Origin of the sequence: Escherichia sp. E13S3 (assembly GCF_004212325.1) — a bacterium.
Classification (GTDB): Bacteria; Pseudomonadota; Gammaproteobacteria; order Enterobacterales; family Enterobacteriaceae; genus Escherichia.
Genome location: NZ_RHJR01000014.1, coordinates 66658 through 90901, shown reverse-complemented (window position 1 = coordinate 90901; position 24244 = coordinate 66658). Strand labels below are relative to the sequence as shown.

General features: G+C 50.2%; 21 protein-coding genes. 5 read left to right on the top strand and 16 right to left on the bottom strand.

All coding sequences use genetic code 11. The features are described 5' to 3' along the window. Both D9597_RS14405 and D9597_RS14400 read left to right on the top strand, forming a co-directional pair. Positions 1–2307, top strand: a complete 2307-nt coding sequence (locus D9597_RS14405; protein ID WP_130223040.1) for a hypothetical protein — start codon at positions 1–3, stop codon at positions 2305–2307. Between the two features lie 211 nt (positions 2308–2518). Next, positions 2519–3574 carry a YiiG family protein gene (locus D9597_RS14400; protein ID WP_130223038.1) on the top strand — a complete coding sequence of 352 codons (1056 nt, stop codon included), beginning with the start codon at positions 2519–2521 and terminating at the stop codon, positions 3572–3574. Positions 3575–3738: 164 nt separating this feature from the next. On the opposite strand, the gene araD is transcribed toward D9597_RS14400, so the two are convergent. The 10 genes from araD to yiaK form a co-directional block, all read right to left on the bottom strand. After that, a complete protein-coding gene (gene araD, locus D9597_RS14395) occupies positions 3739–4434 on the bottom strand; it encodes an L-ribulose-5-phosphate 4-epimerase (RefSeq protein WP_130223036.1) in 696 nt (231 codons plus the stop codon). Further along, positions 4428–5288, bottom strand: coding sequence for an L-ribulose-5-phosphate 3-epimerase (locus D9597_RS14390; protein WP_130223034.1), 861 nt, complete (start codon positions 5286–5288; stop codon positions 4428–4430). Before D9597_RS14390 ends, araD begins: the two co-directional genes overlap by 7 nt. After that, entirely contained in the window at positions 5281–5943 is a 663-nt protein-coding gene (ulaD, locus tag D9597_RS14385) for a 3-keto-L-gulonate-6-phosphate decarboxylase UlaD (protein WP_130223032.1), read from the bottom strand. Before ulaD ends, D9597_RS14390 begins: the two co-directional genes overlap by 8 nt. Then, positions 5940–7436, bottom strand: coding sequence for an L-xylulokinase (gene lyxK / locus D9597_RS14380; protein WP_130223030.1), 1497 nt, complete (start codon positions 7434–7436; stop codon positions 5940–5942). Before lyxK ends, ulaD begins: the two co-directional genes overlap by 4 nt. Before the next feature lie 3 nt (positions 7437–7439). Further along, on the bottom strand, positions 7440–8426 hold the full coding sequence (gene yiaO, locus D9597_RS14375; RefSeq protein ID WP_130223028.1) for a 2,3-diketo-L-gulonate TRAP transporter substrate-binding protein YiaO: 987 nt from the start codon (positions 8424–8426) through the stop codon (positions 7440–7442). A 12-nt stretch (positions 8427–8438) separates the two neighbouring features. Further along, positions 8439–9716: a 2,3-diketo-L-gulonate TRAP transporter large permease YiaN gene (gene yiaN / locus D9597_RS14370; protein WP_167851620.1), complete on the bottom strand. Its 1278-nt coding sequence runs from the start codon at positions 9714–9716 to the stop codon at positions 8439–8441. 2 nt (positions 9717–9718) lie between these two features. Then, complete coding sequence (gene yiaM / locus D9597_RS14365; protein ID WP_130223023.1) at positions 9719–10186, bottom strand: 2,3-diketo-L-gulonate TRAP transporter small permease YiaM; 468 nt, start codon at positions 10184–10186, stop codon at positions 9719–9721. Between the two features lie 114 nt (positions 10187–10300). After that, positions 10301–11221: a DUF4862 family protein gene (locus D9597_RS14360; protein WP_130223021.1), complete on the bottom strand. Its 921-nt coding sequence runs from the start codon at positions 11219–11221 to the stop codon at positions 10301–10303. Positions 11222–11244: 23 nt separating this feature from the next. After that, on the bottom strand, positions 11245–11709 hold the full coding sequence (locus D9597_RS14355) for a YhcH/YjgK/YiaL family protein (protein WP_130223019.1): 465 nt from the start codon (positions 11707–11709) through the stop codon (positions 11245–11247). 11 nt (positions 11710–11720) lie between these two features. Beyond that, the gene (yiaK, locus tag D9597_RS14350) at positions 11721–12719 is read right to left on the bottom strand and encodes a 3-dehydro-L-gulonate 2-dehydrogenase (protein ID WP_130216228.1); all 999 of its coding nucleotides are present in this window, start codon (positions 12717–12719) and stop codon (positions 11721–11723) included. A 214-nt stretch (positions 12720–12933) separates the two neighbouring features. Between yiaK and yiaJ the strand changes: the two genes are divergently transcribed. Together yiaJ and D9597_RS14340 are read left to right on the top strand one after the other, a co-directional pair. Beyond that, on the top strand, positions 12934–13767 hold the full coding sequence (gene yiaJ / locus D9597_RS14345; RefSeq protein ID WP_130223017.1) for an IclR family transcriptional regulator YiaJ: 834 nt from the start codon (positions 12934–12936) through the stop codon (positions 13765–13767). A 101-nt stretch (positions 13768–13868) separates the two neighbouring features. Continuing rightward, positions 13869–14342 carry a 4Fe-4S binding protein gene (locus D9597_RS14340; RefSeq protein ID WP_130223015.1) on the top strand — a complete coding sequence of 158 codons (474 nt, stop codon included), beginning with the start codon at positions 13869–13871 and terminating at the stop codon, positions 14340–14342. Positions 14343–14483: 141 nt separating this feature from the next. On the opposite strand, the gene avtA is transcribed toward D9597_RS14340, so the two are convergent. Further along, a complete protein-coding gene (avtA, locus tag D9597_RS14335) occupies positions 14484–15737 on the bottom strand; it encodes a valine--pyruvate transaminase (protein WP_130216234.1) in 1254 nt (417 codons plus the stop codon). Positions 15738–15911: 174 nt separating this feature from the next. Then, positions 15912–17942, bottom strand: a complete 2031-nt coding sequence (gene malS / locus D9597_RS14330; protein WP_130223013.1) for an alpha-amylase — start codon at positions 17940–17942, stop codon at positions 15912–15914. Between the two features lie 320 nt (positions 17943–18262). Between malS and D9597_RS14325 the strand changes: the two genes are divergently transcribed. Further along, positions 18263–19087 (top strand): protein bax, encoded by an 825-nt coding sequence (locus D9597_RS14325; RefSeq protein ID WP_130216238.1) that lies wholly within the window; start codon positions 18263–18265, stop codon positions 19085–19087. A 128-nt stretch (positions 19088–19215) separates the two neighbouring features. Here the strand turns inward: D9597_RS14325 and xylR are convergent, their stop codons facing one another. The 4 genes from xylR to xylF all read right to left on the bottom strand — a co-directional run bounded on the left by xylR (position 19216) and on the right by xylF (position 24242). After that, positions 19216–20394: a D-xylose utilization transcriptional activator XylR gene (gene xylR, locus D9597_RS14320; RefSeq protein WP_130210034.1), complete on the bottom strand. Its 1179-nt coding sequence runs from the start codon at positions 20392–20394 to the stop codon at positions 19216–19218. Positions 20395–20471: 77 nt separating this feature from the next. Then, complete coding sequence (xylH, locus tag D9597_RS14315; protein ID WP_130210036.1) at positions 20472–21653, bottom strand: xylose ABC transporter permease XylH; 1182 nt, start codon at positions 21651–21653, stop codon at positions 20472–20474. Further along, positions 21631–23172, bottom strand: a complete 1542-nt coding sequence (locus D9597_RS14310; protein ID WP_130216240.1) for a xylose ABC transporter ATP-binding protein — start codon at positions 23170–23172, stop codon at positions 21631–21633. Before D9597_RS14310 ends, xylH begins: the two co-directional genes overlap by 23 nt. A gap of 77 nt (positions 23173–23249) precedes the next feature. After that, positions 23250–24242 (bottom strand): D-xylose ABC transporter substrate-binding protein, encoded by a 993-nt coding sequence (gene xylF, locus D9597_RS14305; RefSeq protein ID WP_130210040.1) that lies wholly within the window; start codon positions 24240–24242, stop codon positions 23250–23252. Between the last annotated feature and the right edge of the window lie 2 nt (positions 24243–24244).

The window sequence follows — 24244 nt, the reverse complement described above, 5'->3', positions numbered from 1 at the left end:
ATGGATACATGGGAGTGGTACAACAAATATAGTCAGGAGTTGCGCGATGCCGGGCAAGAATATATTCCGCAGCTTATTGATGATTTTTCAGAAAGTGTTTTGCACCTGCAAATAGAAAAATGCGATTCGCTATTGCCGGAAATGAAAGCGCTGAATCAAGTAGCTAAAAATCCGTGGCTGGAAATATTTATCGGTCACTGGGAGATGCGTCATCGCCTGACTAACTATGAAGAAGGCGAAAAAGTGCTGCCAGACGTGGTAGCGCTGTTTGAAAAAGCGCACCGGGAAGAGGCGAAGGATTGCCCGCAATCCATTTGCGTTACCCAAGATTTATCAGCCTGCTACGAAAATATCGATGGTCCAGGCTGGGCGAATGAACGCATGGCAGTATGTGAAGAAACCATTGCGCGCATTGATCCGACCTGGAGCTGTTTTATGTGTTTATCCTGCGAGTATGCCAGTGCACTGGTGGACTCCAACAAAACAGAAGAAGCGTTGGTTTATATCGACAGGCAAATCGAGGCGGTGAAAGCAGCGGGGAGTGAATATTTAGAAGCGCTGCTGGCAACACGCGCTGATATTTTGGTTGCCCTTCAGCGCTACGATGAAGCTCGTGAACTGATTGATGAACTGGCAAAAGAGAATGATTACTGGGGCCGTGATCGCATCAATTATCACCTCAAAAAACTGTACATTATGGCGTTATGCGGGCAGGACGAAGAAGTCTGGGAAGAATTACCGCGTTGGTCAGATCTGACCCCCTATTCATGGGGCATGTGGGTAAAGATTATTACCGTACTGCTTCCTCGCCATCCACAGAGAAACCACTGGCAGCTGGCGCGCATCATCCAGACAATGCTGGATCAACGTTCGCAGGCCGGGGCGCACCGCAAAGCGGTTGATCTGGCAAAACTGCAAATCACTCTGGCGCTGGAGCGTGAATCCGTCTGGGTGGCCAAAATGGCGATGAAACAGGCCCAACGGCACATGCCGAAATTACGTTCGTTAGTGGGCGTTGATCGCGAGTTTCTCGAACTTAGTGAAAAAATCGCCGCCAAAGAGGCGGAGTTGCTTGCTCGTCCGGTTGTAGAAGTCCCTGAAAATAGCGATGAAGAAACGCAGCCAGATCCAGAAAAAGACGTAGAGATATTCCGTCGCGCTTATCTGAACACGCCAGATGATGCGGAATTGCTGGGCAAACTGGTCAATGCGTTAAACGCCTGTAATGCGATTAATGAGTCGATCGAACTTCTGCAACGCCACGTTGAAAGCCATCTTCAGGAAGATAACGGCCTTTGCTTCGATCTGCTGGATCTCTTGCTTAACCGTGGCGATCAGCAAGCGATCGAGCACCTGGCGAAGCTGTATGAACAGGCGGGTCTGCTACATATGGCACTGTGGTTCCGTGCGCGGGTGATCAACCAACAGGAAGACTGGAGTGAACTGGAGTCGATTGGGCAACAGTTGCTGGAAAACGAAAAAGGGCGTGAGTGGGTCGGCGTTTATCGCATGTGTTCCTGGGCAGCACAAAAACAGGAAGCCTGGGAGCGACAGCTGGATTATTTACAGCAATTGCAGCAACTGATGATTAGCCGTGAAGAAGATATTCGTAATCTCCAGTGGGATATCATGGCGACCGCCAGCATCTTACAACAGTGGGATTTGGTGCGTGCTATTGCTGCTGAACTGGAAATCGAACTCACAGAAGGCGAAGGTTTCATCGACGAAAAATGGGGGCTGCTAAACATTCGCTTCCGGGAAAATTACGAATACCGCTATTACTATGCTCAACGCATTGGGCCGGTAACAGCAAGGATCATTGAGCCAACTTACCGGACCGATTTCCCGCAACATGTTGATGAAATAGTGGTTTTCGATGCAGAAATGTTGAATACCCGACCTGAAGACGAAGAAGAGCAGAAGAATTTCACGCCACTTTATGGGTGTCTGAAAACCATTATCCCGACCGAGTACGGCGAGTCCTGGTTCTGCGAAGGTGTTATGCCTGGTGAAGAACAGTTTAATGCCTTCCGTGAGGCGCTTCGTGAACGAAACTGGTACTACTGGAGCAACAGTAATGACGACTATACGTTAACCGATAGTCATCAGGGAGAAGGCGCTGATCCGCTGCCCGCGTTCTATTTTGTTATCAGTGCGCCGCGTTCAGTTTCTAAAGGTGATATCGATAAGACCTTGCACGAATTGACCTCTGACTGGGAACATCCGTTGTGCTGGTGGCGTCTTGCCAAAGAAGCCGGGGCGAATGAAGAGAAGCATGCCGCTATTGCCGAACGCTACGGGATGTAGTGCGTGATTAATGGCGGGGGGAGATGACACTCCCTCTCGCCAGGGTTGTGCCGTTAATTAAAATAAATCCTGTGATTTAGAGATTAAATTACAGGACTCATTCACTTTGTGGATATTATAGATTTATTTATAAACAAAACGTGCGTAGTGATATTTCCTTTTTTCCTTTATTATATTCACTCTCTTATCTATATATTTATAAGGCAATTAAATGAAAAGGAATTTATTATCTTCCGCTATTATAGTCGCTATAATGGCTCTCGGTATCACTGGCTGTGATGATAAAAAAGCCGAAACAGAAACTCCCCAGCCCGCCAATAGTCAACCTGCCGCACCAGCCCCTGAAGCGAAACCTACTGAAGCTCCCGTTGCAAAAGCAGAAGCTAAACCTGAAACACCTGCGCAACCGGTGGTCGATGAACAAGCGATTTTCGACGAAAAAATGGATATCTATATCAAGTGCTACAACAAGTTACAGATCCCTGTACAGCGCAGTCTGGCGCGGTATGCTGACTGGCTGAAAGATTTTAAACAGGGGCCTACCGGTAAAGAGAGTACTGTTTATGGCATCTATGGCATCAGTGAATCCAGTCTCTCTGAGTGTGAAAAAGGCGTAAAAAGTGCTGTGGCGTTAACACCTGCGCTGCAACCTATTGATGGCGTGGCGGTGGGTTATATCGATGCTGCCGTGGCGTTGGGTAATACTATTAACGAAATGGATAAATATTACACTCAGGAAAATTATAAAGACGATGCGTTTGCCAAAGGGAAAACGCTGCACCAGACATTCTTAAAAAATATTGAAGCCTTTGAACCTGTAGCAGAATCTTATCATGCGGCAATTCAGGAAATTAATGATAAGCGCCAGCTTGCGGAACTGAAAAATATTGAACAAAGAGAAGGGAAAACATTCAACTACTACTCTCTGGCGGTCATGATTTCAGCGAAACAAATTAATAACCTGATATCGCAAGATAAGTTTGATGCCGAAGCGGCAATGAAGAAAGTGACCGAACTTGAAACGCTGGTAGCGCAGGCCAAAGAAGCGGATAAAGGCGGCATGAATTTCTCGTTCATTAATTCGGCAGATCAATATCAGCTCGAGGCTAAAAAATATGTTCGCCGCGTCAGAGATAAAGTCCCGTACTCTGACTGGGATAAAGAGCAACTTCAGGATGCAAACTCAAGTTGGATGGTCGAAGACTCTTTCCCGAGAGCGTTACGCGAGTACAACGAAATGGTTGATGACTATAATCGCCTGCGCTAAACATTTTTGATTTTGCTGATCAATGTAATGTCGGATACGGCAGTGGACATCAGCCTGACCGAGCCATCGCAACAGACGAGCTGCTAACCGAAGTGGCAATGTTGTGCGGATACGGGAGCATATCAATTCATAGTACCGGGGCGATGAAGCCCCGGCGTGAGAGATTATTGCCCGTAATAAGCATTGGCCCCATGCTTACGCAGGTAGTGTTTATCCAGCAGTTCGTTTTGCATGGCAGGAAGCTGCGGCGAGAGCTGGCGTGAGAACAGTCCAATATAGGCGCATTCTTCCAGTACTACGGCATTATGCACCGCATCGGCGGCGTTTTTTCCCCAGGCGAACGGGCCGTGAGAATGCACCAGCACCGCCGGAATTTGCGCTGGACTCCTGCCGCGCTCTTCAAAGGTTTCAATGATTACTTCACCGGTCTGGTATTCATACTCGCCGTTGATCTCCTCTGCGGTCATCTGGCGTGTACAGGGGATTGCACCATAAAAATAATCGGCGTGCGTGGTGCCCCAGGCGGGGAGATCCAGCCCGGCCTGCGACCAGATGGTGGCGTGGCGCGAGTGGGTATGCACAATGCCACCGATTTCGGCATAGCGACGGTAGAGTGCCAGATGCGTTGGCGTGTCGGATGAGGGCTTTTTGCTGCCTTCCACCACCTTGCCGCTGGCTATCTCAACCACCACCATATCGTCGGCGGTCATCACTTCATACTCGACGCCGGAAGGTTTGATCACCATCCATTGCCGCGTCTCGTCTACCGCGCTGACATTGCCCCAGGTGAACGTCACCAGATGGTGAGCGGGAAGCGCCAGATTCGCCGCCAGCACGTCGGCTTTCAGTTGCTCTAACATATAAATCCAGCCTCCTGCATACGCGCTTCAATCCAGCACCGTGCCTGAATAATCTCCAGCACCGGCTCGTTGGCTTTTTCGGTCCACATCTCAATCAGAAATGATCCGCGATAGTTAAGCTCATGCAGCGTTTTGAAAATGCCAACAAAATCGACACAGCCTTCGCCAAACGGCACATCACGGAACTGTCCGGGGCTTTGCTCGGTAACGGGTTGAGTGTCTTTCAGGTGGATCGCGGCGATACGGTCAATGCCCAGTTTTAGTTCAGCGGGAACATCATTGCCCCAGGCGCTAAGATTGCCGACGTCCGGGTAGACGGTGAACCACGGCGAGGCGAGCATCTCGTCCCATTTTTTCCATTTGCTGATGGAGTTCATAAACGCGGTGTCCATAATCTCCACTGCCAGCATTACTTGTGATGCCGCCGCCTGTTCGACCGCCCACGCCAGCCCTTCAGCAAAACGTTGCTGGGTGCCTTCGTCATGGTCTTCGTAATAGACGTCATAACCTGCCAGCTGGATGGTGCGAATGCCGAGATCGCGCGCCAGGCGAATCGCTTTACTCATGATTTCCCGCGCCCGTTCGCGCACTGCCTCGTCCCGGCTGCCAAAGGGAAAACGACGATGGGCAGACAGGCACATTGACGGAATGGCAACACCCGTTTCGATCATCGCAGTGACCAGCGAAGCCCTTTGCGCGGCGCTCCAGTCAAGACGTGAGAGCCGTTCGTCGGTTTCATCCACCGACATTTCGACAAAATCAAAACCGCAGCTTTTTGCCAGCACCAGCCGCTCCGGCCAGGAGAGATCTTTCGCCAGCGCTTTTTCATAAATCCCTAACGGATGATTACGCACGTTGGCCTCCCCAGATAGCGTCGATTTGTGCATGGAAATCGCCAGCTACCTGCGCTGGATTTGCTGCGCCTGCCAGTGCTCGCCCAGCTATAAACGCTTTCACGCGGATATCTTTAAACAGCGGCAGGTCAGCAGGGGTTATCCCGCCAGTAATGGAAAGCTCAAGGCCGATATCAGAAAGCGCTTTCATGCGTGCCAGATCGGCCTCGCCCCACTGTTGCCCGCTGGCCTGCGCGTCACGACCACGATGATAAATCGCCTGCCGCACGCCAATACGATGCCAGTCGCGGGCGTCGTCCAGCGTCCAGTTACCAAACAGCTCTATCTGAATTTCACCGCCGCAGTTCTGCGCCATGGCGTGGCCTTTTTCTACCGTGGCGAGCGGCGCGGCGCAGATGATGGTCATCCAGTTAGCACCTGCGGTAAATGCTTGTTGAGCGAGTGTTTCACCAGCGTCGGCGACCTTCCAGTCAGCAACGATGATTTTGTCCGGGCACTGTTCGCGCAAGGCTTTCACCGCGCCAAGCCCTTCGTTTAAACAGAGAATGGTACCCGCTTCGACGATATCGACGCTGTCTTTTAACAGCGTAACGTCGCGCTGTGCGGCCTCAAGTGATGAGTGGTCGAGGGCCAGTTGCAGAAGTGGTCTGCTCATAATGTGTGCTCCTTGATGCGGGTGTGATAACCCTGAAGTGCGGCAATGAGATGCTGATAGCGTTGGTATTTTTGTTGGTAAAGCTGATGGGCGGTCATATCCGGTAGCAGGGTGCGTACCGGGTGCTGTAAGCCTCGTTGGGCTTCGCTGAAATCGCGATAAACCCCGGTGCCGACGCGGGCAGCGAGCGCCGCGCCAAAACAACCCGTTTCCTCCACCTGCGGCAATTCGATTCGTAAGCCGCTAACGTCCGCCAGCATTTGCATCCAGACATCGGAATGCGCTGGGCCGCCAGTCACGCGCAGGGTGTGCACATCAGTAAAACGTTCGCGCATCCGGTTGAGATGGGTCATATGGCTGAACACCACGCCTTCATAAATGGCCTGCAACAGGTGCGCGCGGGTATGAATGGCCTGCATCCCGTAGAAACCGCTGGTCATCTCGAGTCCGGCGTTGCTGCCGTACAGGAACGGCAGGAAAAAGAGATCGCCACCAGCTTTCGGCAAGCTGGCAACGGCCCGATTAATCTCATCAAACGAGATTTCTCCCCACTGTGCGGTAAACCATTCGAGGTTGCCGGAAGAGGTGGGGCTGGCTTCGTGAACGATAAATTCACCGTCGTTGACGTAGCGGCCATAGACATACGGATGTGCTTCGCTGTCACGCAGACCGGATGTAATGCCGCTGGTCACCGCCCAGGTCCCCATCACCGCATTGAGGGTGAATTCGTCTTCGATCCCGGCGCAGAGTGCGGTGGAAACCACATCAAACAGGCCGCCGACAACGGGCGTACCCGCTTTCAGACCGGTCAGGGCGGCTGTCTGGGCGGTGATCTCCCCGCAGATTTCGGCAGATCCGACAACAGACGGCAGGGCGTGATTGATTTCAGCGATCCCCAGCCAGTCGGTGAGGCATGGGTCATATTCCCCAAGACTCATGTTGTAGAGATTGGACTCGGAAATATTGCTCTCTTCGCAACCTTTGACGCCGGTTAAACACCAGCGCAGGTAGTCGTGCGTCATCATCACGCAGCCAATTTGTGTGTAGCGCTCCGGTTCGTGCTCTTTTAGCCAGCGTAACAGCGACACCGGATGCCCGGTCCATAAGGTCTGTCGGGTCAACGGGTAGAGTTTTTCCGGGACGCCATCTTCCTGCCAGCGACGAACGATTTCCATCGCCCGGCGATCCGAGGACAATATGGCATTACCGAGCGGCTTGTTGTTTTTATCCAGCAAAAACAAGCCCTTTCCCTGTGCGGAGATACCGATACCAACTATTTGTTCCCCGCTAACGCCGGAATGGGTAAGCAGGGCGCGAATGACAGCCATGCAGCATTGCCACAGTTCTGCCATATCGCGCTCTGCCCAACCTGGCTGCGGGCTTAATGCGCACAGCGGCAGGCGCTGCACGCCTGCCTCCCGGCCTTCGCGGTCATACAGCCCGGCTTTCAGCCAGCTACCGCCACAATCTAACCCCAGCCAGTATTGCGTCATGGTTTATTGCACCTCATCCACGGCTTTCAGCAGATCGGCGCCCTGCGGAACATCTTTAACAAACATGTCGCGAACCTGGTTCCCCAGCGCATCGCTAAAGGCTTTGCGATCGAGATCGGTGATGACTTCTACGCCCGCGTCTTTCATGCCGTCGATGATTTTTTGCTGATTTTCGGCGACCAGTTTGCGCTGGTAATTACCCGCTTCTTGCGCGGATGAGATAAGCACTTGCTGGAACTCCGGGCTTAAGCCATCAAACTTCGCTTTGTTGATCACCACCAGAAGCGGGGAATAGGCGTGGTGCGTCAGAGAAAGGTACTTCTGCACTTCGTAAAATTTTGCTGACCAGACAACGTTGATCGGGTGTTCCTGAGCGTCGATAGTGCGCGTTTCCAGCCCGGTATACACTTCGGCAAACGGCATCGGGATTGGGTTAGCGCCAAAAACTTTGAATGCCGCGATATTCATCGGGCTATTGTTGGTGCGGATTTTCAGCCCTTTCAGGTCGGCAGGTGTTTTAACTGGCTGGCGTGAGTTGGTGACATCGCGCCAGCCGTTTTCCCAGTAAGCCAGTACTTTCAGTCCTTTATCTTCAAGGGAGACTTTCAGGTCATCACCGACTTTGCCGTCGAGCGTTTTATGCGCGTGGGCGGTATTGCGGAACAGGAACGGGACATCGAGCAGGTTGATGACGGGTGAGAGTCCCGTAAAGTTGTTAGAGCCAGACATCTCCATATCAATAGTGCCGCCACGCACGCCGCTGATCATCGCCTGCGCATTACCGAGGGTGCTATCCGGGAACAGTTTTAATTTCAGTTCGCCTTTGGTTTTTTCCTGCAGTAATTCATTAAATTTTTTTGCCGCAATATGTTGTGAATCGGTTTGTGAGGTTTCATAACCGAAACGTAATGATTGTGCCGCCAGAGAAGATGTGCTGAACGCCGCCACTCCGGCAATTAATAATGCGTAGGTTACAGAACGTAATTTCATTATGATTTCCTTTTAACTCATCCATTTAAGAGGAGCGGTAATAAGCTCCGGTATAAAAATAAATAATGCTAACAACATGAATAAAACCATGACGTAAGGCACAACGCCTTTTACCGCATCGTCAAATTTAAGTTTCGCCACGCCGCATACCACGTTAAGAACGTTACCGACTGGAGGCGTAATCAGTGATATTGAACAGTTGATAATAAACATGATGCCGAAATAGACCGGATCTATTCCCGCTTCTTTCACTAATGGCATTAATACAGGTGTAAGAATTAAGACGGTAGGCGTTAAGTCCATGACCGTACTGATCACCATAATGGCGAGCATAATGACGATGAATAATAAGCGAGGTGAATCAACCAACGGTTGTAATAGCTCCGATACCATCATGGGTAATTCGGCGATAGTAATAAGCCATGCAGATACCGCAGCAGAGGCCACCAGGAACATCACCACAGACGTGGTTTTCGCTGCGTTAATCAGTACATGATAAAGCGTGGAGAAGGTCATTTCGCGATAGACCACCACCGAGACGAACAGCGCGTAGAAAGCGGCAACTGCGCCTGCTTCGGTTGGTGTGAATAGCCCCGAACGGAAACCACCAATAATGATAATCGGTAAAAAAAGCGCCCAAATACCGGAAACTAACGATTGCCAGACTTCCCGCAGTGAAGCTTTCGGCTGACAAGGTAAATTCAGTCGTTTTGCCTGCCACCACCAGGTAACCATCAGCGTGACGCCCATCATGATGCCCGGTGCGATGCCCGCCATAAACAGTTTGCTGATGGAGAGTCCGCTGGAGACGCCGAAGATAATGAGCGGAATAGAGGGCGGAATAATAGCTGCAATAATACCGCCAGAACCGATTAGCCCAGCGGCGCGGTTTACCGGATAGTTGGCCTGACGCATCATCGGCACCAGCAGCGCCGCGACGGCTGCGGTATCGGCAACCGCAGAACCGGACAGGCTTGCCATGATCATTGCCGCTAGTACACCAACGTAGCCCAGACCGCCCGGCCTGTGGCCTACCAGCTTCATTGGCAAGTCGACAATACGTTGCGACAGGCCGCCCGCGTTCATGATCTCACCCGCCAGTACAAAGAAGGGAATGGCTAACAGGGAGAAGCTGTCTGCGCCATTTACCAACGTTTGTGCCAGAATTTGCACATCAAAGATATCCATCCAGAACATCAATGAAATGCCGCACAGCAATAATGCCCAGGCGATGGGAACACCAATCGCGATAGCCCCCAACAAACTGACAATAAATATAAGGATTGTCATCGTCAGGCTCCTTGTTGGTTTCGGCTGGGGGTATTTGTGAACTGCCGGTATAAGTGACGTAATTCCAGCATCGCGATAATCAGGCTGGTGGGGATAGCGGCGGCGTACATTAAGCCAACGGGTACACCGAGAATGGGAGATAAGTTGCTCCAGTCCTGCGCTGTTTTTTCTATAGCGCCCCAGGCCAGCCCCAGACACAGCAATAAAATGAGCGTATGGGTTAGCAGCGAAACACGTTGTTGATTAGCAGGTGAGAGTTTTTCGACTAAAAAAGTAACCTGCACATGGCTGTTGTCCATATAAGCAACGATAGCGCCAATAAAGGTTAACCAGACAAATAAAAGTCGGGATAATTCATCAATCGATAATATGCTTGTGTGGAATCCATATCGAAGAATTATATTAATAAAAATAATACAAGACAGTATTGCGATGATGATCGCAAGAATGCCTTCGAGTATCCGTTTCATAACGAGTCCTTCTTGTTATGCAATATGTTTTCATTAATTGATGTTGTTGGTATTCGTAATATTTATTGGAAAGCGACTAATCAGACATTCAATGTGCTATTTAAGTGAAACGGATTAACGAGGTTCATTCAGAGTGTGAATGCCGTTACGTAATATTTCGATTCGATGTTGAACATCAGCCGTCGCATTTATTTCCAGCAGCTTGATGCCAGCAAAATGCAATGTTGACGGTTCTGCTGCATTAAATAACTCGCGAACATGATCTGTGGTCATCAGGCTTTCTGCACAGAAAGGTGCAAACGGTGCGTGTAAATCCTGCCATTCGCCGTATGTTCCGTTTAGCGTCGTACCAGAGAACATCAACGCGCCGAGTTTCCCGGCCTGTTTTGCCATTTGGGTATGGGTCAGCGGCAACGCTGTATTGCGCCCTTCAATAGCGGAGCGCGCCCAGTTAATACAGATACTGACGTCATAATCGGCAATGACCTGCAGAACATTTTCTAAAGGCAGAAAACCTTTACGGGGTGCAGAAGACGTCATGGCATCGCAGTGTTCGAGCACCAGTTTACACGGCCAGTCCCAGCTGGCGATTTCTTTCAACGAGCGGGCAAAAGCATCCGTCGCTTGCATAACATTGGGATTCGTTGCTAACGGTGCAGCCTGGATCTCCAGTGCGAGGACTTTATTTACCTGCAATGAGTTGATTTTATTCAACAAGTGGCGATAGTACGCCACGCAGGCCTGACGCTGCTCTTCATCGCTGGAGGCGAGGCCAAAACCGTTGTTTTCGCTGCGACGACGCATAGTTTCCATCACAGCGGTGACGACAAATTTCCAGCTCTCTGGTGTATGACGGAGTAACCATTGATCGCCAAGAGGATGAAAATTTTCCAGGCAGGGTTGTTCCAGACCGAGAATATCAGGGGTATCTGATAATTGTCGCCAGAATTCCTTCTCTTCCTCTTCACTTCTTTGGTGAAAAGAAGGTGCACAGGGATACGCACCGATAATATAACCGGCATTATTCGCTTTCATTTTGTGCTCCAGTAATAATTTTTTTATAAAGCAGAGAGGGCCACTTTAACCACGATTTTCCGTATTGCCGTTGTGGCATTTTTATTACATGCCGGTCGGTGAACATCTTGCGGGAAGAAAATAGCGTAGCTGCCCGGTATCATTTCTATAAATGATTCATGTTCACTATTGTGATAAAAAATAATATCGCGCTGCTCTAATAGGGATTCGCTGACTTTATTATTTCCTGTATCAATAGCAATGCCGATTTTCTCTTCGCCCCATGCCAGGAACTGGATATCGATATAGCGACGATGCACTTCCGGGCGGTTTTCCACCGCCTCGCGCGTCGTTAAATCGATAATTTGCGCATAAATATTTTTACCGTCGATTTCGACAACGCCCGGCTCCAGGACATTGAAGTTGGTAGCGCGCAGAAAATCGAGCGCCTTTTCAATGGCGGCGGGCAAACGGCACGGGTTAGGTTGCGCGATATGTCCAAAAATCATGGCTTATCTCCTTATAACGCCTGGATTTTTTCCCACACACTGTCATCAACGGTGATGCCGTTACGGCGGTTTTCGGCCAGCAGGGTAGTAAATTCGTGGCCGGGTAAGCGAATGGCCTGATTTTCGTCAGCACGCTCGGCACTGGTAACGTAATCCATGATGCGTTGTAGCTTGGCGTCGCGGGTGGTGCCTTCGATCAGTTTGTCTACTTCAATGGCGATAAAGATTTGCGAAATGCCGTATTCGTCGCTGTTATCCTGGGTGACTTCAGCAACCGATGCGCCATCAGAAAGGAGAGTAGCGATCATATCCAGCACAATCGACATGCCCGAACCTTTCCAGTAGCCCATCGGCAAAATGCGGCGATTTTTCTCGATAACGCCAGGTTCTTTGGTCAAATTGCCCTCATCATCAAAGCCACCATCTACCGGGAGCTGACGACCTGCCAGACGGTTAACTTCTAACATGCCGTAAGAGAACATCGACATCGACATATCGACCATGGTGATCGGCGTGGAAGGAATGGCGACGATCAGCGGGTTGGTGCCGATGCGACACTCTTTTGCGCCCCACGGCGGCATTACGGCGATGGAGTTGGTCCAGCAAATGCCAATATAGCCTTTTTCCGCCGCCTGCCAGCCATAGCTGCCACCGCGCATCCAGTGGTTGGCATTACGTAACGCCACCAGGCCAATCCCATGATTTGCCGCCAGTTCAATGGCGCGATCCATCATCTTTTTCGCCGTCAGGTTACCGATCGAACGCTGGGCGTCCCACTGCTCAATTGCGCCGAGGCTGGTCACGCGTTTTGGTTGGGCGTCAGGAATGATATCGCCATTATCCAGTTGTTGAATGAAGCGTGGGAAACGGTTAACACCGTGAGAATAAACGCCGGACTCGGTGGTGCGGGCGAACATCTCTGCGCAGGCGTCAGCCGTTTCGCTGTCAACGCCGCGTGAAATTAAGACCCGATTAAAGGCTGCTTTTAACTGCTCAAATGTTACTTTCATCCCTGGCTTCCTTGTTTTTTTGATCGCTTTTTTGTCTTTAAATTTCAATATGCGAAATTTGATTTCAAATATATCGATCGCGTTTTAACAAAGCAATCCGCGCCGTGAATTTCAAAAATCATTAAAATCAAATGGTTGCAAATTATCTGCCCAGATCGTGAACTATGACACACTTTGCGCTACCATCAGGACGCGACAAAAGGGGAACCTGGACATGGGAAAAAAAGAGCACGAGTTGGCGCAGGAAAAAGAGCGCCCAGCTGGAAGTCAGAGCCTGTTTCGCGGGTTGATGCTGATTGAGATTTTGAGCAATTATCCAAACGGTTGCCCGCTGGCGCATCTTTCGGAACTGGCAGGTTTAAATAAGAGTACCGTCCATCGCTTATTGCAGGGGTTACAATCCTGTGGCTATGTGACTACCGCGCCCGCCGCAGGGAGTTACCGCCTGACCACCAAATTTATTGCCGTCGGTCAGAAGGCTCTGTCTTCGCTGAATATTATTCATATTGCTGCGCCGCATCTTGAGACGCTGAACATTGCCACCGGAGAAACCATTAACTTCTCCAGCCGCGAAGATGATCACGCTATTTTGATTTATAAACTCGAGCCCACCACCGGGATGCTACGTACCCGCGCCTATATTGGCCAGCATATGCCGCTCTACTGTTCCGCAATGGGCAAGGTCTACATGGCGTTTGGTCACCCGGACTACGTGAAGTCGTACTGGGAAAGCCATCAGAATGAAATCCAGCCGTTAACCCGCAATACCATTACCGAGTTACCTGCGATGTTCGACGAACTGGCGCACATTCGTGAAAGCGGAGTAGCAATGGACAGAGAAGAAAATGAGCTCGGTGTCTCCTGTATTGCTGTTCCGGTGTTTGATATTCATGGGCGGGTGCCGTACGCCGTGTCGATTTCGCTTTCGACATCACGGTTGAAACAGGTGGGGGAGAAAAATCTCCTGAAACCACTGCGTGAAACCGCGCAGGCTATTTCTAATGAGCTGGGATTTACTGTCAGGGACGACCAGGGCGCGATCACATAACGCTTTGGACAAGTGCCAAAACTTTAACATTTCCTTCGTTGGATCAAAGCAGTAGGGACGCGCTCTCTGGCACTCTGCTGTTTTAGTGCAAAGGAGTGATCATGAACCGGTTTATTATTGCGGATGCGACGAAATGTATCGGTTGCCGTACCTGTGAAGTGGCTTGCGCGGTGTCGCATCAGGAAAATCAGGATTGCTCTGCGTTGTCGCCGGGCGAGTTTATTTCGCGAATTCGAGTCATCAAAGACCATACCTGGACCACTGCAGTAGCCTGTCATCAGTGTGAAGATGCTCCGTGTGCGAATGTCTGCCCTGTGGAGGCGATAAGCCGCGAACATGGGCATATCTTTGTTGAACAATCACGTTGTATTGGCTGTAAAAGCTGTATGCTGGCTTGCCCGTTTGGTGCGATGGAGGTCGTTTCTTCGCGCAAAAAGGCGAGGGCGATTAAGTGCGATCTGTGCTGGCATCGGGCGACGGGACCGGCTTGTGTTGAAGCCTGCCCGACACAGGCGTTGCAATGTATGGATGTCGAGAAAGTGCAGCGGCATCGGCTACGGCAGCAGCCTGTTTGAAACGTTTTTCCGGCGTTTCTCAACGCCGGAATAGTGCGCTTTGTTTATGCCAGATGCGGCGTAAACGCCTTTTCCGGCCTACAAATTCAATTGATTGCAGAAATTATGTAGGTCTGATAAGCGCAGCGCATCAGGCAATTTTTAATGGCTTTCAGCCCAGGCGCGTTCAATCTCTTCCGCCAGAATCTTCACACCCGCCTCAATTTTCTCCGGCTCTGGTACGTAGTTCATGCGCATACATTGATGCGTATGCGGCCACGGTTTATCCAGCCCTGGGAAGAAGTTGTGGCCCGGCACCATCAGCACGCCGCGCGCTTTCAGGCGCTGATAGAGTTGCTCGGTGGTAATCGGCAAATCCTTAAACCATAACCAGAGGAATATTGCCCCTTCTGGTTTATGAATCAGGCAGCGATCTTCCGGTAAATAGCGGCGAATGATGGCGATAGTCTCCTGAACACGCTGGTAATAGAACGGCTTGATGACCGTTTCTGACAGGCGCAGCAGATCGTTACGCTTAATCATTTCACACATTATCGCCGGACCAATGCCGCCAGGCGCGAGACTGATAATGCCGTTCATATTAGTGATGGCGGTGATGATTTTTTCATTGGCGATGATAATGCCGCAGCGCGAACCTGGCAGACCTAGCTTGGAAAGGCTCATGCATAGCACGATATTCGGATTCCACAGCGGGCGCGCTTCGCTAAAGATGATGCCCGGGAACGGGACGCCATAGGCGTTATCAATCACCAGCGGGATCCCGTGCTGATTCGCCAGCGCATCCAGCTTCAGCAACTCTTCATCGGTTATCACATTACCTGTTGGGTTCGTCGGTCGCGAGACGCAAATCATCCCCGTCTCTTCGCCAATGCGCAGATGTTCGAAATCGACGTGATATTTAAACTGGCCCTCTGGCAGTAGTTCGATATTCGGACGCGTAGAGACAAACAGATCCTCTTCCAGCCCGGCATCCGCGTAGCCAATATATTCCGGTGCCAGCGGGAACAGTACTTTTTTGACCCGGCCATCGGCACGGCGTCCGGCAAACAGGTTAAATAAGTAGAAAAAGGCGCTCTGGCTACCGTTTGTTAGTGCAATATTCTGTGGTTCGATATCCCAACCCAGCTTCTCGCGTAACATACCGGCAAGCAGAGACAGCAGCTCCGTTTTCCCCTGTGGCCCATCGTAATTGCACAGCGCATCAGTGGCTTTGCCACTTTCCAGCATGTCGGTTAGCAGCGTCTGGAAATAGTCCTGCATTTCCGGGATCTGCGCCGGATTGCCGCCGCCAAGCATAATCGCGCCGGGGGTGCGTAAACCGTCGTTCAGATCTTCCATCAGCAGCGTAATGCCGGAGTGGCGGGTAAATTTGTCACCAAAAAGGGAGAATGTCATAGCGGGATATCTGTCGAACTCTGTAGCAAGGAAGGTAACAATAACGCTACATTTGCCAGGGTGCAAATCACGCTGTTGACGGTGGATTGACACTTTATGCTGTGGTTTTCGATTAGGCTGGTATTTTAGGCTGGGAGGCTTCCCGACGTACTGCCGCACGGGAAGCCGGAAAAGTTACTGTTGCCCCGCCCAGACGACCATTACTTTATCGTCGCCGTGTTCACGGACAAATCCGTACCCCTGTTTCAGCGAAAGCGCCGTTTGTTTGCCTGCGCCAATGGCTGGATGCCGTGCGCGGAACTGACTGATGCGCTGCCAGTGCGCGACGCTGGCGGCAGATTTACCACTGATATCCTGCCAGTTCATATCAGAACGTGTGCCTTGTAGGGGATCAGAACCGGTGGGGCCGAACGGACGTAAGGATTCATCACCATAAAAGATTTGCACTGCACCTGGCGCGAGTAACAATAACTCTGCTGCTTTGTCGTCCCCTTCGCGGAACAAGCGGGTATCATGCGAGGAGAGATAGCTCAACACATTGAAATCTTGCAATTTCGCGGCCATTTGCTGCCAGGTGGTATCCATCTGCGCCAGGCAATCGACCGCTTTCGCCGCCTGTTCCTGATAATCGAAATTGATCATCGCGTCGAATCCGTGGCGATAGTAGTCGCTTTGCATTACGCCATGACCCCAGGCCTCGCCGGTCATCCAGAAAGGTTTGTCATCTAATGCTTTCTCGGGGTTAGCTTTTTTCCATTCGCGAAGTGCGGCGCTGGCCTGAGTTTTCAGTTGCTGCCAGGCGGGCAACTCAACATGTTTGGCGGTATCGACCCGAAAACCATCAATACCGTAGTCGCGGACCCATTGACTTAACCAGTGGGTTAAGTAATCGCGCGGCGTATAGCCGTCAATGGCTTTGGCGTGGGTATCCGGTTTGTTTTTATAGAACACCGGCAGACCAGAAGCGGTAGTTGATTCGGTTTTGATATCCGGCAAAAAGGCTAGCGACATGGTGAGATCGTCGAATCCAGGATTGTCGTAATCGCCGATATCGGTACGGATCCAGTTTTTCCCCCACCATTTATCCCAGCCTGTTTTGTCGCTGAAATTAATGTAATCGTTAAAGCTATGCCAGGTTTGCCCGGCGGTAGGTTTCCAGTCGCTCCAGCGTTCACCCAGCGTTTTTTTCACTTCGTCACCTGAAAGGTATAACGCGCCAAACTGATACTCCTGCATATCCGCCAGCGTGGCATAGCCGGTGTGGTTCATCACCACATCAAAAATAATGCGGATACCGCGCTGGTGCGCGCTATCAACCAGCGTCCGTAGATCGGCTTCGTTACCCATATTGGCATCAAGATTCGTCCAGTCCTGTGTGTAATAACCGTGGTAGGCATAATGCGGGAAATCGCCTTTCGTACCGCCGCCGACCCAGCCGTGAATTTGCTCAAATGGGGCGCTTATCCATAAAGCATTGACGCCCAGCTGCTGGAGATAATCCAGTTTGTTGGTCAGGCCGCGTAAATCACCACCGTGGAAAGTGCCAATTTCTTCCATGCCGTCTTTATGACGTCCGTAGCTCTGGTCATTGCTGGGATCGCCGTTTTCGAAACGGTCTGTTAGCACAAAGTAAACCGTGGCGTTATGCCAGTTGAAAGGGGCAGGTGCGTCAGTTTCCGCGCGTTCCAACAGAAGTAAACCATTGCTGGTGGCGGCAGGTTGTAACGTTATTTGGCCGTTCTTCACCGTCGCGATTTGCTGGCTGTAATAATCCCGGACTACCGTACCTTCCGGGAAAGTGCCGCTGACATTAAGCGTCAGTAGTTTTCCATCCCATTTTGGGCATTCGCGGACCTGGTTTGCTACCGGTTCGGCGGTGTTCTGGACCGAAATCATCAACGTTGGTGTGCCGGAGCGGGTATCTATTTGCAGCGTATATTCACCGTTCCTGAACAATCGCCACTGAGGGGGCGTGCTGTCGCAAGGTTTGAGAGAAAGCATCTGATTGAGTTTTATCGCATCCGTAGGCTGCCAGCATTGTTGGTTAAAATTTAGCGTCAGCGGTCGCGTACCTTTGGTCAGCTGGGCATGACTAACAAATGTTCCTGCACTTTGTTCAGCAAAGGTGGGAAATCCCTGATATGTCCAGTCGGCGGCAATGGCAACACTGGGCAGGAGTATCAGAAAACAGGCGGCAAGTTTCATAACGGATGAGTCCTTGTTGCTGCGAATTTCACCAGTTTGCCAGTGATAATACTGGTAAAACTCATCCCTGATGAGGATTGCGCCAGGATGAGACGAAAGGGGGAGTATTTCACCTGAGATTTAAGTTTATTTTTTGCGATAAACCCCACATTTTCTGCGATTTAGCGCCAATCTGAACGGTTAACACGTGACATAGTTTCAGATTTGGACTATTCCTTGGGGTGCTCTTGACAGCTATTTTTGATATGATTTGAGATTCAACTCTCAAATTTGTGAAAAATATAAGGTGTTGGAATGATTAAATCCGACCAGGAGAACTGATGATTTTGACTCCCATACGACGATATGGGGCGATGATTCTTATGTTACTCACTCTGATGTTTTCGAGTGAGGTGTTAGCGAAAACGCACACGACAACAGCGAGTCAAAAGTCCCACATAACCAAAGCTAGTAATAAACAGGTAAGCAGTAAACAAGAGTATTCTCGCAATAGTGCAAAGAGCAGTTCACTTCCTGATTTGCGAAAATACCCTTCCGGAACACCAAGGAAAAAAGCGTTTCTCCGGACCGTAATGCCTTACATTACCAGCCAAAATGCTGCCATTACGGCGGAACGTAACTGGCTGATTTCAAAACAGTACCAGGGCCAATGGTCGCCTGCAGAGCGTGCGCGTCTGAAAGACATCGCCAAACGCTATAAGGTGAAGTGGTCTGGTAATACACGAAAAATCCCGTGGAATACGCTGCTTGAACGCGTAGACATTATCCCGACCAGTATGGTGGCGACGATGGCTGCGGCAGAAAGTGGTTGGGGGACGTCGAAGCTGGCGCGTAACAACAACAACCTGTTTGGCATGAAGTGTGGCAAAGGTCGTTGTAATAATGGTCCGGGTAAAGTGAAAGGCTATTCTCACTTTGATTCTGTCAAAGAGTCGGTGAGCGCCTATGTTACTAACCTGAATACGCACCCGGCTTACGCTTCGTTCCGTAAATCACGTGCACAATTGCGTAAAGCTGATCAGGAAGTCACCGCCACAGCGATGATTCACAAGCTGAAAGGTTATTCAACGAAGGGACAGAGTTATAACAACTACCTGTTCGCGATGTACCAGGATAACCAGCGGTTAATCGCTGCGCATATGTAATTGCATTCCCTCGAGCCTTATCCGACTTGTTGGTCGGATAAGGCTTTTGCTCGCATCAGGTGGTTGTGCTGCGTTACCTGATGCGACGCTGGCGCGTCTTATCATGCCTGGCGGCTTTTCCCCTCCTGCTACAGCAGGACCTCGCTGTTTACATCGCGATACTCTTTCGGCGTTGTGTCATATGCTTTTTTAAATACAGAGTAGAAATATTGCAACGATGGATAACCGCACATTTGCGATATTTCGTTGATTGATAAGGTTGTTGAAATTAGCAGGCTGCGCGCTTTCTCCAGCTTCTCGGCATGAATCATTGCGTGTATGGTTTCGCCCACCTCTTCTTTAAAACGCTTCTCAAGATTGGAGCGTGATATGCCGACAGCGTCCAGCACCTGATCCACTTTAATCCCTTTACAGGCATGATTGCGGATGTAATGCATGGCCTGAATAACAGCCGGGTCGGTCAACGAACGGTAATCCGTAGAACGCCGTTCAATGACGCGTACTGGCGGGACCAAAATCCGCTGCAACGGCATCGCTTCTTTATCTAACAACCGATGCAGAAGTTTTGCCGCCTGATAGCCCATTTGCCGTGCGCCCTGGGCAACCGAAGAAAGCGCGACGCGAGAAAGATAGCGGGTCAGCTCTTCGTTATCGATGCCAATTACGCATAATTTTTCCGGTACGGGAATATGCAGATGTTCGCAAACTTGCAGAATATGCCGCGCCCGGGCGTCAGTAACGGCAATAATCCCGGTTTGCGGTGGCAGCGTTTGCAACCAGTCGGCCAACCGGTTTTGCGCGTGCTGCCAGTTTTCTGGTGCAGTTTCCAGTCCCTGATAAACGACACCACGGTACTTTTCTTCGGCGACAAGCTGGCGAAAAGCATATTCGCGTTCGGCTGCCCATCTTTTGCCACTCGACTCCGGCAGACCATAAAAAGCAAAGCGGTTAACGCCTTTTTCTTTTAAATGCAAAAATGCGCTTTCAACCAGCGCATAGTTATCAGTGGCAATGTAATGTACGGGCGGATAGCTTTCTGCCAGGTGATACGAGCCGCCAACCCCGACAATGGGGACATCGACATCAGCCAACGCTTGCTCGATTTGTTTATCGTCAAAGTCGGCAATAACGCCATCTCCTAACCAGTCCTTGATTTTATCAATGCGGGCGCGGAAATCTTCTTCAATGAAAATATCCCATTCCGATTGTGACGCCTGTAAATATTCCCCCACACCTTCTACAACTTGACGGTCATAGGCTTTATTAGCATTGAACAGTAATGTGATTCGGTGACGTTTAGTAAACATGGTTCTTTTCCTGCTGAATCATGCAAAAACTCAAAACCGGCAACACGTTACCGGTTTTGAGAAAATTTTTATCAAAATCAGGAACGGCGTTTGGTTGCGGAGTCCATCCATACTGCCAGCAACAGAATCGCACCTTTGACGATATACTGCCAGAAGGTCGGAACATCCATCATACTCATGCCGTTATCCAGCGAAGCCATGATGAATGCCCCCATCACAGCCCCCGCAACACTCCCTACGCCGCCAGCCAGACTGGTGCCGCCAATCACGCAGGCTGCAATGGCATCCAGTTCGGCGATATTACCGGCAGAAGGCGAGCCTGCACCAAGCCGTGAACTGAGGATTAACCCCGCGATGGCCACCATCAAACCGTTGATAGCAAACACGACAAGTTTGGTGCGTTCTACGTTAATCCCGGAGAGTCGCGCCGCTTCCAGATTGCCGCCAATAGCGTAAATGCGCCGCCCGAAAGCTGTCCTTGTTGCCATAAACATGCCGCCGAGTAACAGCAACGTCAGCAGCAGGACAGGAGTAGGAACGCCACGGTAATCATTCAGTAGCCAGATTGCGCCTAATACGATGATGGCGGTCAAAGCCTGGCGACCGACCACCGCTGTAGATGCCGGAGACTGTAAACCCAAAGCTTGTCGGCGCATTCTTCCACGCCATTGCCAGCCGACAAAAGCCATTAAGCCAAGCGCGCCAATAATGAAACCGGTGCTGGCGGGTAGATAGCTCTGTCCAATTTGTGACATCGCGGCGCTGGTGGGTGAAACCGTCGTACCGTTGGTGATGCCAATGAGGATGCCGCGAAATGCCAACATGCCCGCCAGGGTGACAATAAATGAAGGCACTTTGCGGTACGCAACCCACCAACCATTCCATGCGCCGAGAAGCAGGCCCAGAACCAGCGTCACAATAATGGTGAGTGGCAGAGGCCAGCCTAACCAGACGTCGCAGATAGCGGCGACGCCGCCTAATAGCCCCATCATCGAGCCGACCGAGAGGTCGATTTCGGCAGAAATTATGACGAACACCATCCCTACCGCAAGGATGCCGGTAATCGCGGTCTGGCGCAGCAAGTTGGAGACGTTACGGGCGCTTAAATAGGCGCCGTCAGTAGTCCAGGTAAAGAACAGCATGATGGCGATGATTGCTGCAATCATCACGAAAACTTGTAAATTCAGTGACTTCAGCACAGAGAAGCCACCGGATGTCGGTACGGCTAATTTCACTTCAGACGGATTGCTTTTCGACATGATGTTCGCTCCTCAATGCGGCTTCCATCACCTGCTCCTGAGTCAGGTTATGATTTATCAGGTTGGCTTTTAGTTTTCCTTCATGCATCACCAGTACGCGATCGCTAAGACCAAGTACTTCAGGTAATTCAGAAGAGATGACAATAACGGCGATACCCTGCTGGACGAGTTGGTTAATTAATTTGTAGATCTCGTATTTCGCGCCAATATCGATACCCCTGGTAGGTTCATCAAGAATGAGAATGCGCGGGTTGAGTAACAGACAGCGTGCCAGGATCGCTTTTTGTTGATTGCCGCCGCTTAAACGTCCAATAGCAAGTTCCGGAGACGACGTTTTCACTTTGAGTCGCTGGATAGATTCCAGAATACATTTTTGCTCTGCGGCATCATCAAGCTGGCTAATACCCCCGGTAAATTTACTGAGTGCGGCGAGGGTAATATTTTTACCAACTGCCATTACCGGAACGATGCCATCACGCTTTCTATCTTCTGGCACCATTGCAATACCCTGGGCGATGGCTTGCTGGCAATTACGAATATCCACTTGTTTGCCATCAATATAGATTTTCCCTTCCCATTGTCCGGGCCAAACGCCAAAAAGGCATTGAATAGTTTCGGTGCGACCAGCGCCGACCAGTCCAGCAATCCCCAGTATTTCGCCACGTTTCAGGGAAAACGAGACATCGTTAACCCGTTTAATATGACGATTAACCGGATGCCATGCCGTCAGATGTTCTATGCGTAATATTTCATCGCCAGTGGTATGTGGTTCGTTTGGGTACAGTGCCGTTAATTCTCGCCCAACCATCATGGTGATAATATCGTCTTCGCTCATTCCGGCTGCATCACGCGTACCTATGTGCTGACCGTCGCGAATAACACAAATTGTGTCGGAAATCGCTTTGACTTCGTTGAGCTTGTGAGAAATATAGATACATGCGATGCCGTGTTGTTGCAGATCGCGAATAATATCCAGTAAAACTGTGGTTTCCAGCTCAGTTAATGAGGCGGTTGGTTCATCGAGAATTAATAAACGCACCTGTTTATTTAGTGCCTTGGCAATTTCAACGAGTTGTTGTTGCCCAAGCCCTAAATCACCAACGCGGGTATCCGGTGAAATGGATAAGCTGACTTGCGCTAACAGTTTCTGACAGCGTAGCGTCATCTGGTCATAATCCATGACCCCATTGCGGGTTATCTCATTGCCAAGAAAGATATTTTCCAGCACGGTCAACTCTTTCACCAATGCTAATTCCTGGTGAATGATGGCAATACCTTTGCGTTCGGTATCGCGGATGTGACTTGCCTGTATTACTTCACCAGCAAAAGTAATTTCGCCTTCGTAACTGCCAAAGGGATAAATTCCGCATAGCACTTTCATTAATGTTGATTTACCAGAACCGTTCTCACCGCAAAGTGAGACGATCTCACCAGCATTTAGCCGCAAACTGACGTTATCTATCGCCTTTACGCTGCCGAAAGTTTTGGTAATGCTCTTCATTTCAAGTAGATAAGACATAACGACTCCACCTAAGCCAATCAGTTCATGCGGCATGGAGAGAAATCACGTCCCCGTTGTCGACAGGGACGTAACGCTTAAAGCTCGCTCTCCTTGTGGAAACCGTCTTTAATCACCGTGTCTTTGATGTTGTTTTTATTCACATCAATAGGTGTCAGCAGGCGGGATGGAACATCTTTCAGCCCATTATTCAGCGTGGTATCTGCTTTAGGTTGTTGATCGTTACCCAGTTCAACGGCAATTTCCGCGGCAGTATTTGCCAGAAGAGTAATCGGTTTATACACCGTCATGGTTTGCGTACCCGCAGCAATACGTTTAATGCCGGCGAGATCCGCATCCTGACCGGAAATGGCGACTTTCCCTGACAAACCTTGCGCGCTTAATGCCTGAATAGCCCCGCCAGCAGTAGCATCGTTAGAAGCAACAACAGCGTCAATTTTGTTATTGTTGGCGGTCAACGCGTTTTCCATAATTTTCAGCGCGTTTTCTGGTAACCAGCCATCAACCCATTGGTCGCCTACGACTTTAATTTTCCCGGAGTCGACGTAAGGTTTTAATACTTTCATTTGCCCGGCGCGGAAAAGCTTAGCGTTGTTATCTACCGGAGAGCCGCCCATCAGGAAATAATTTCCTTGCGGGACGATATCGACCAGCGCTTTTGCTTGTAGTTCACCCACTTTTTCGTTATCGAAAGAAATATAAAAGTCGATATCAGCATCATTAATCATGCGGTCGTAAGCTAATACTTTAATGCCTTCTTGTTTTGCTTCTTTTACAACGTTACTTAATACCTGTCCGTTATACGGAATAATGACAAGAACATCGACTCCCCGGTTAATCATGTTTTCAATCTGCGACATTTGAGTTTCTTCGTTGCCATTTGCAGACTGCACAAATACTTTTGCGCCGAGAGATTCAGCTTTTTTCACGAAAATATCCCGGTCTTTCTGCCAGCGCTCAAGACGGAGATCATCAATAGCCATACCGATTTTGACTTCTTTAGCATGTGCCGCAACGTTGGTTAGCAGAAGTGAGGTGCACAGGGTGAGTAAAATGTTCTTTATTTTCATGG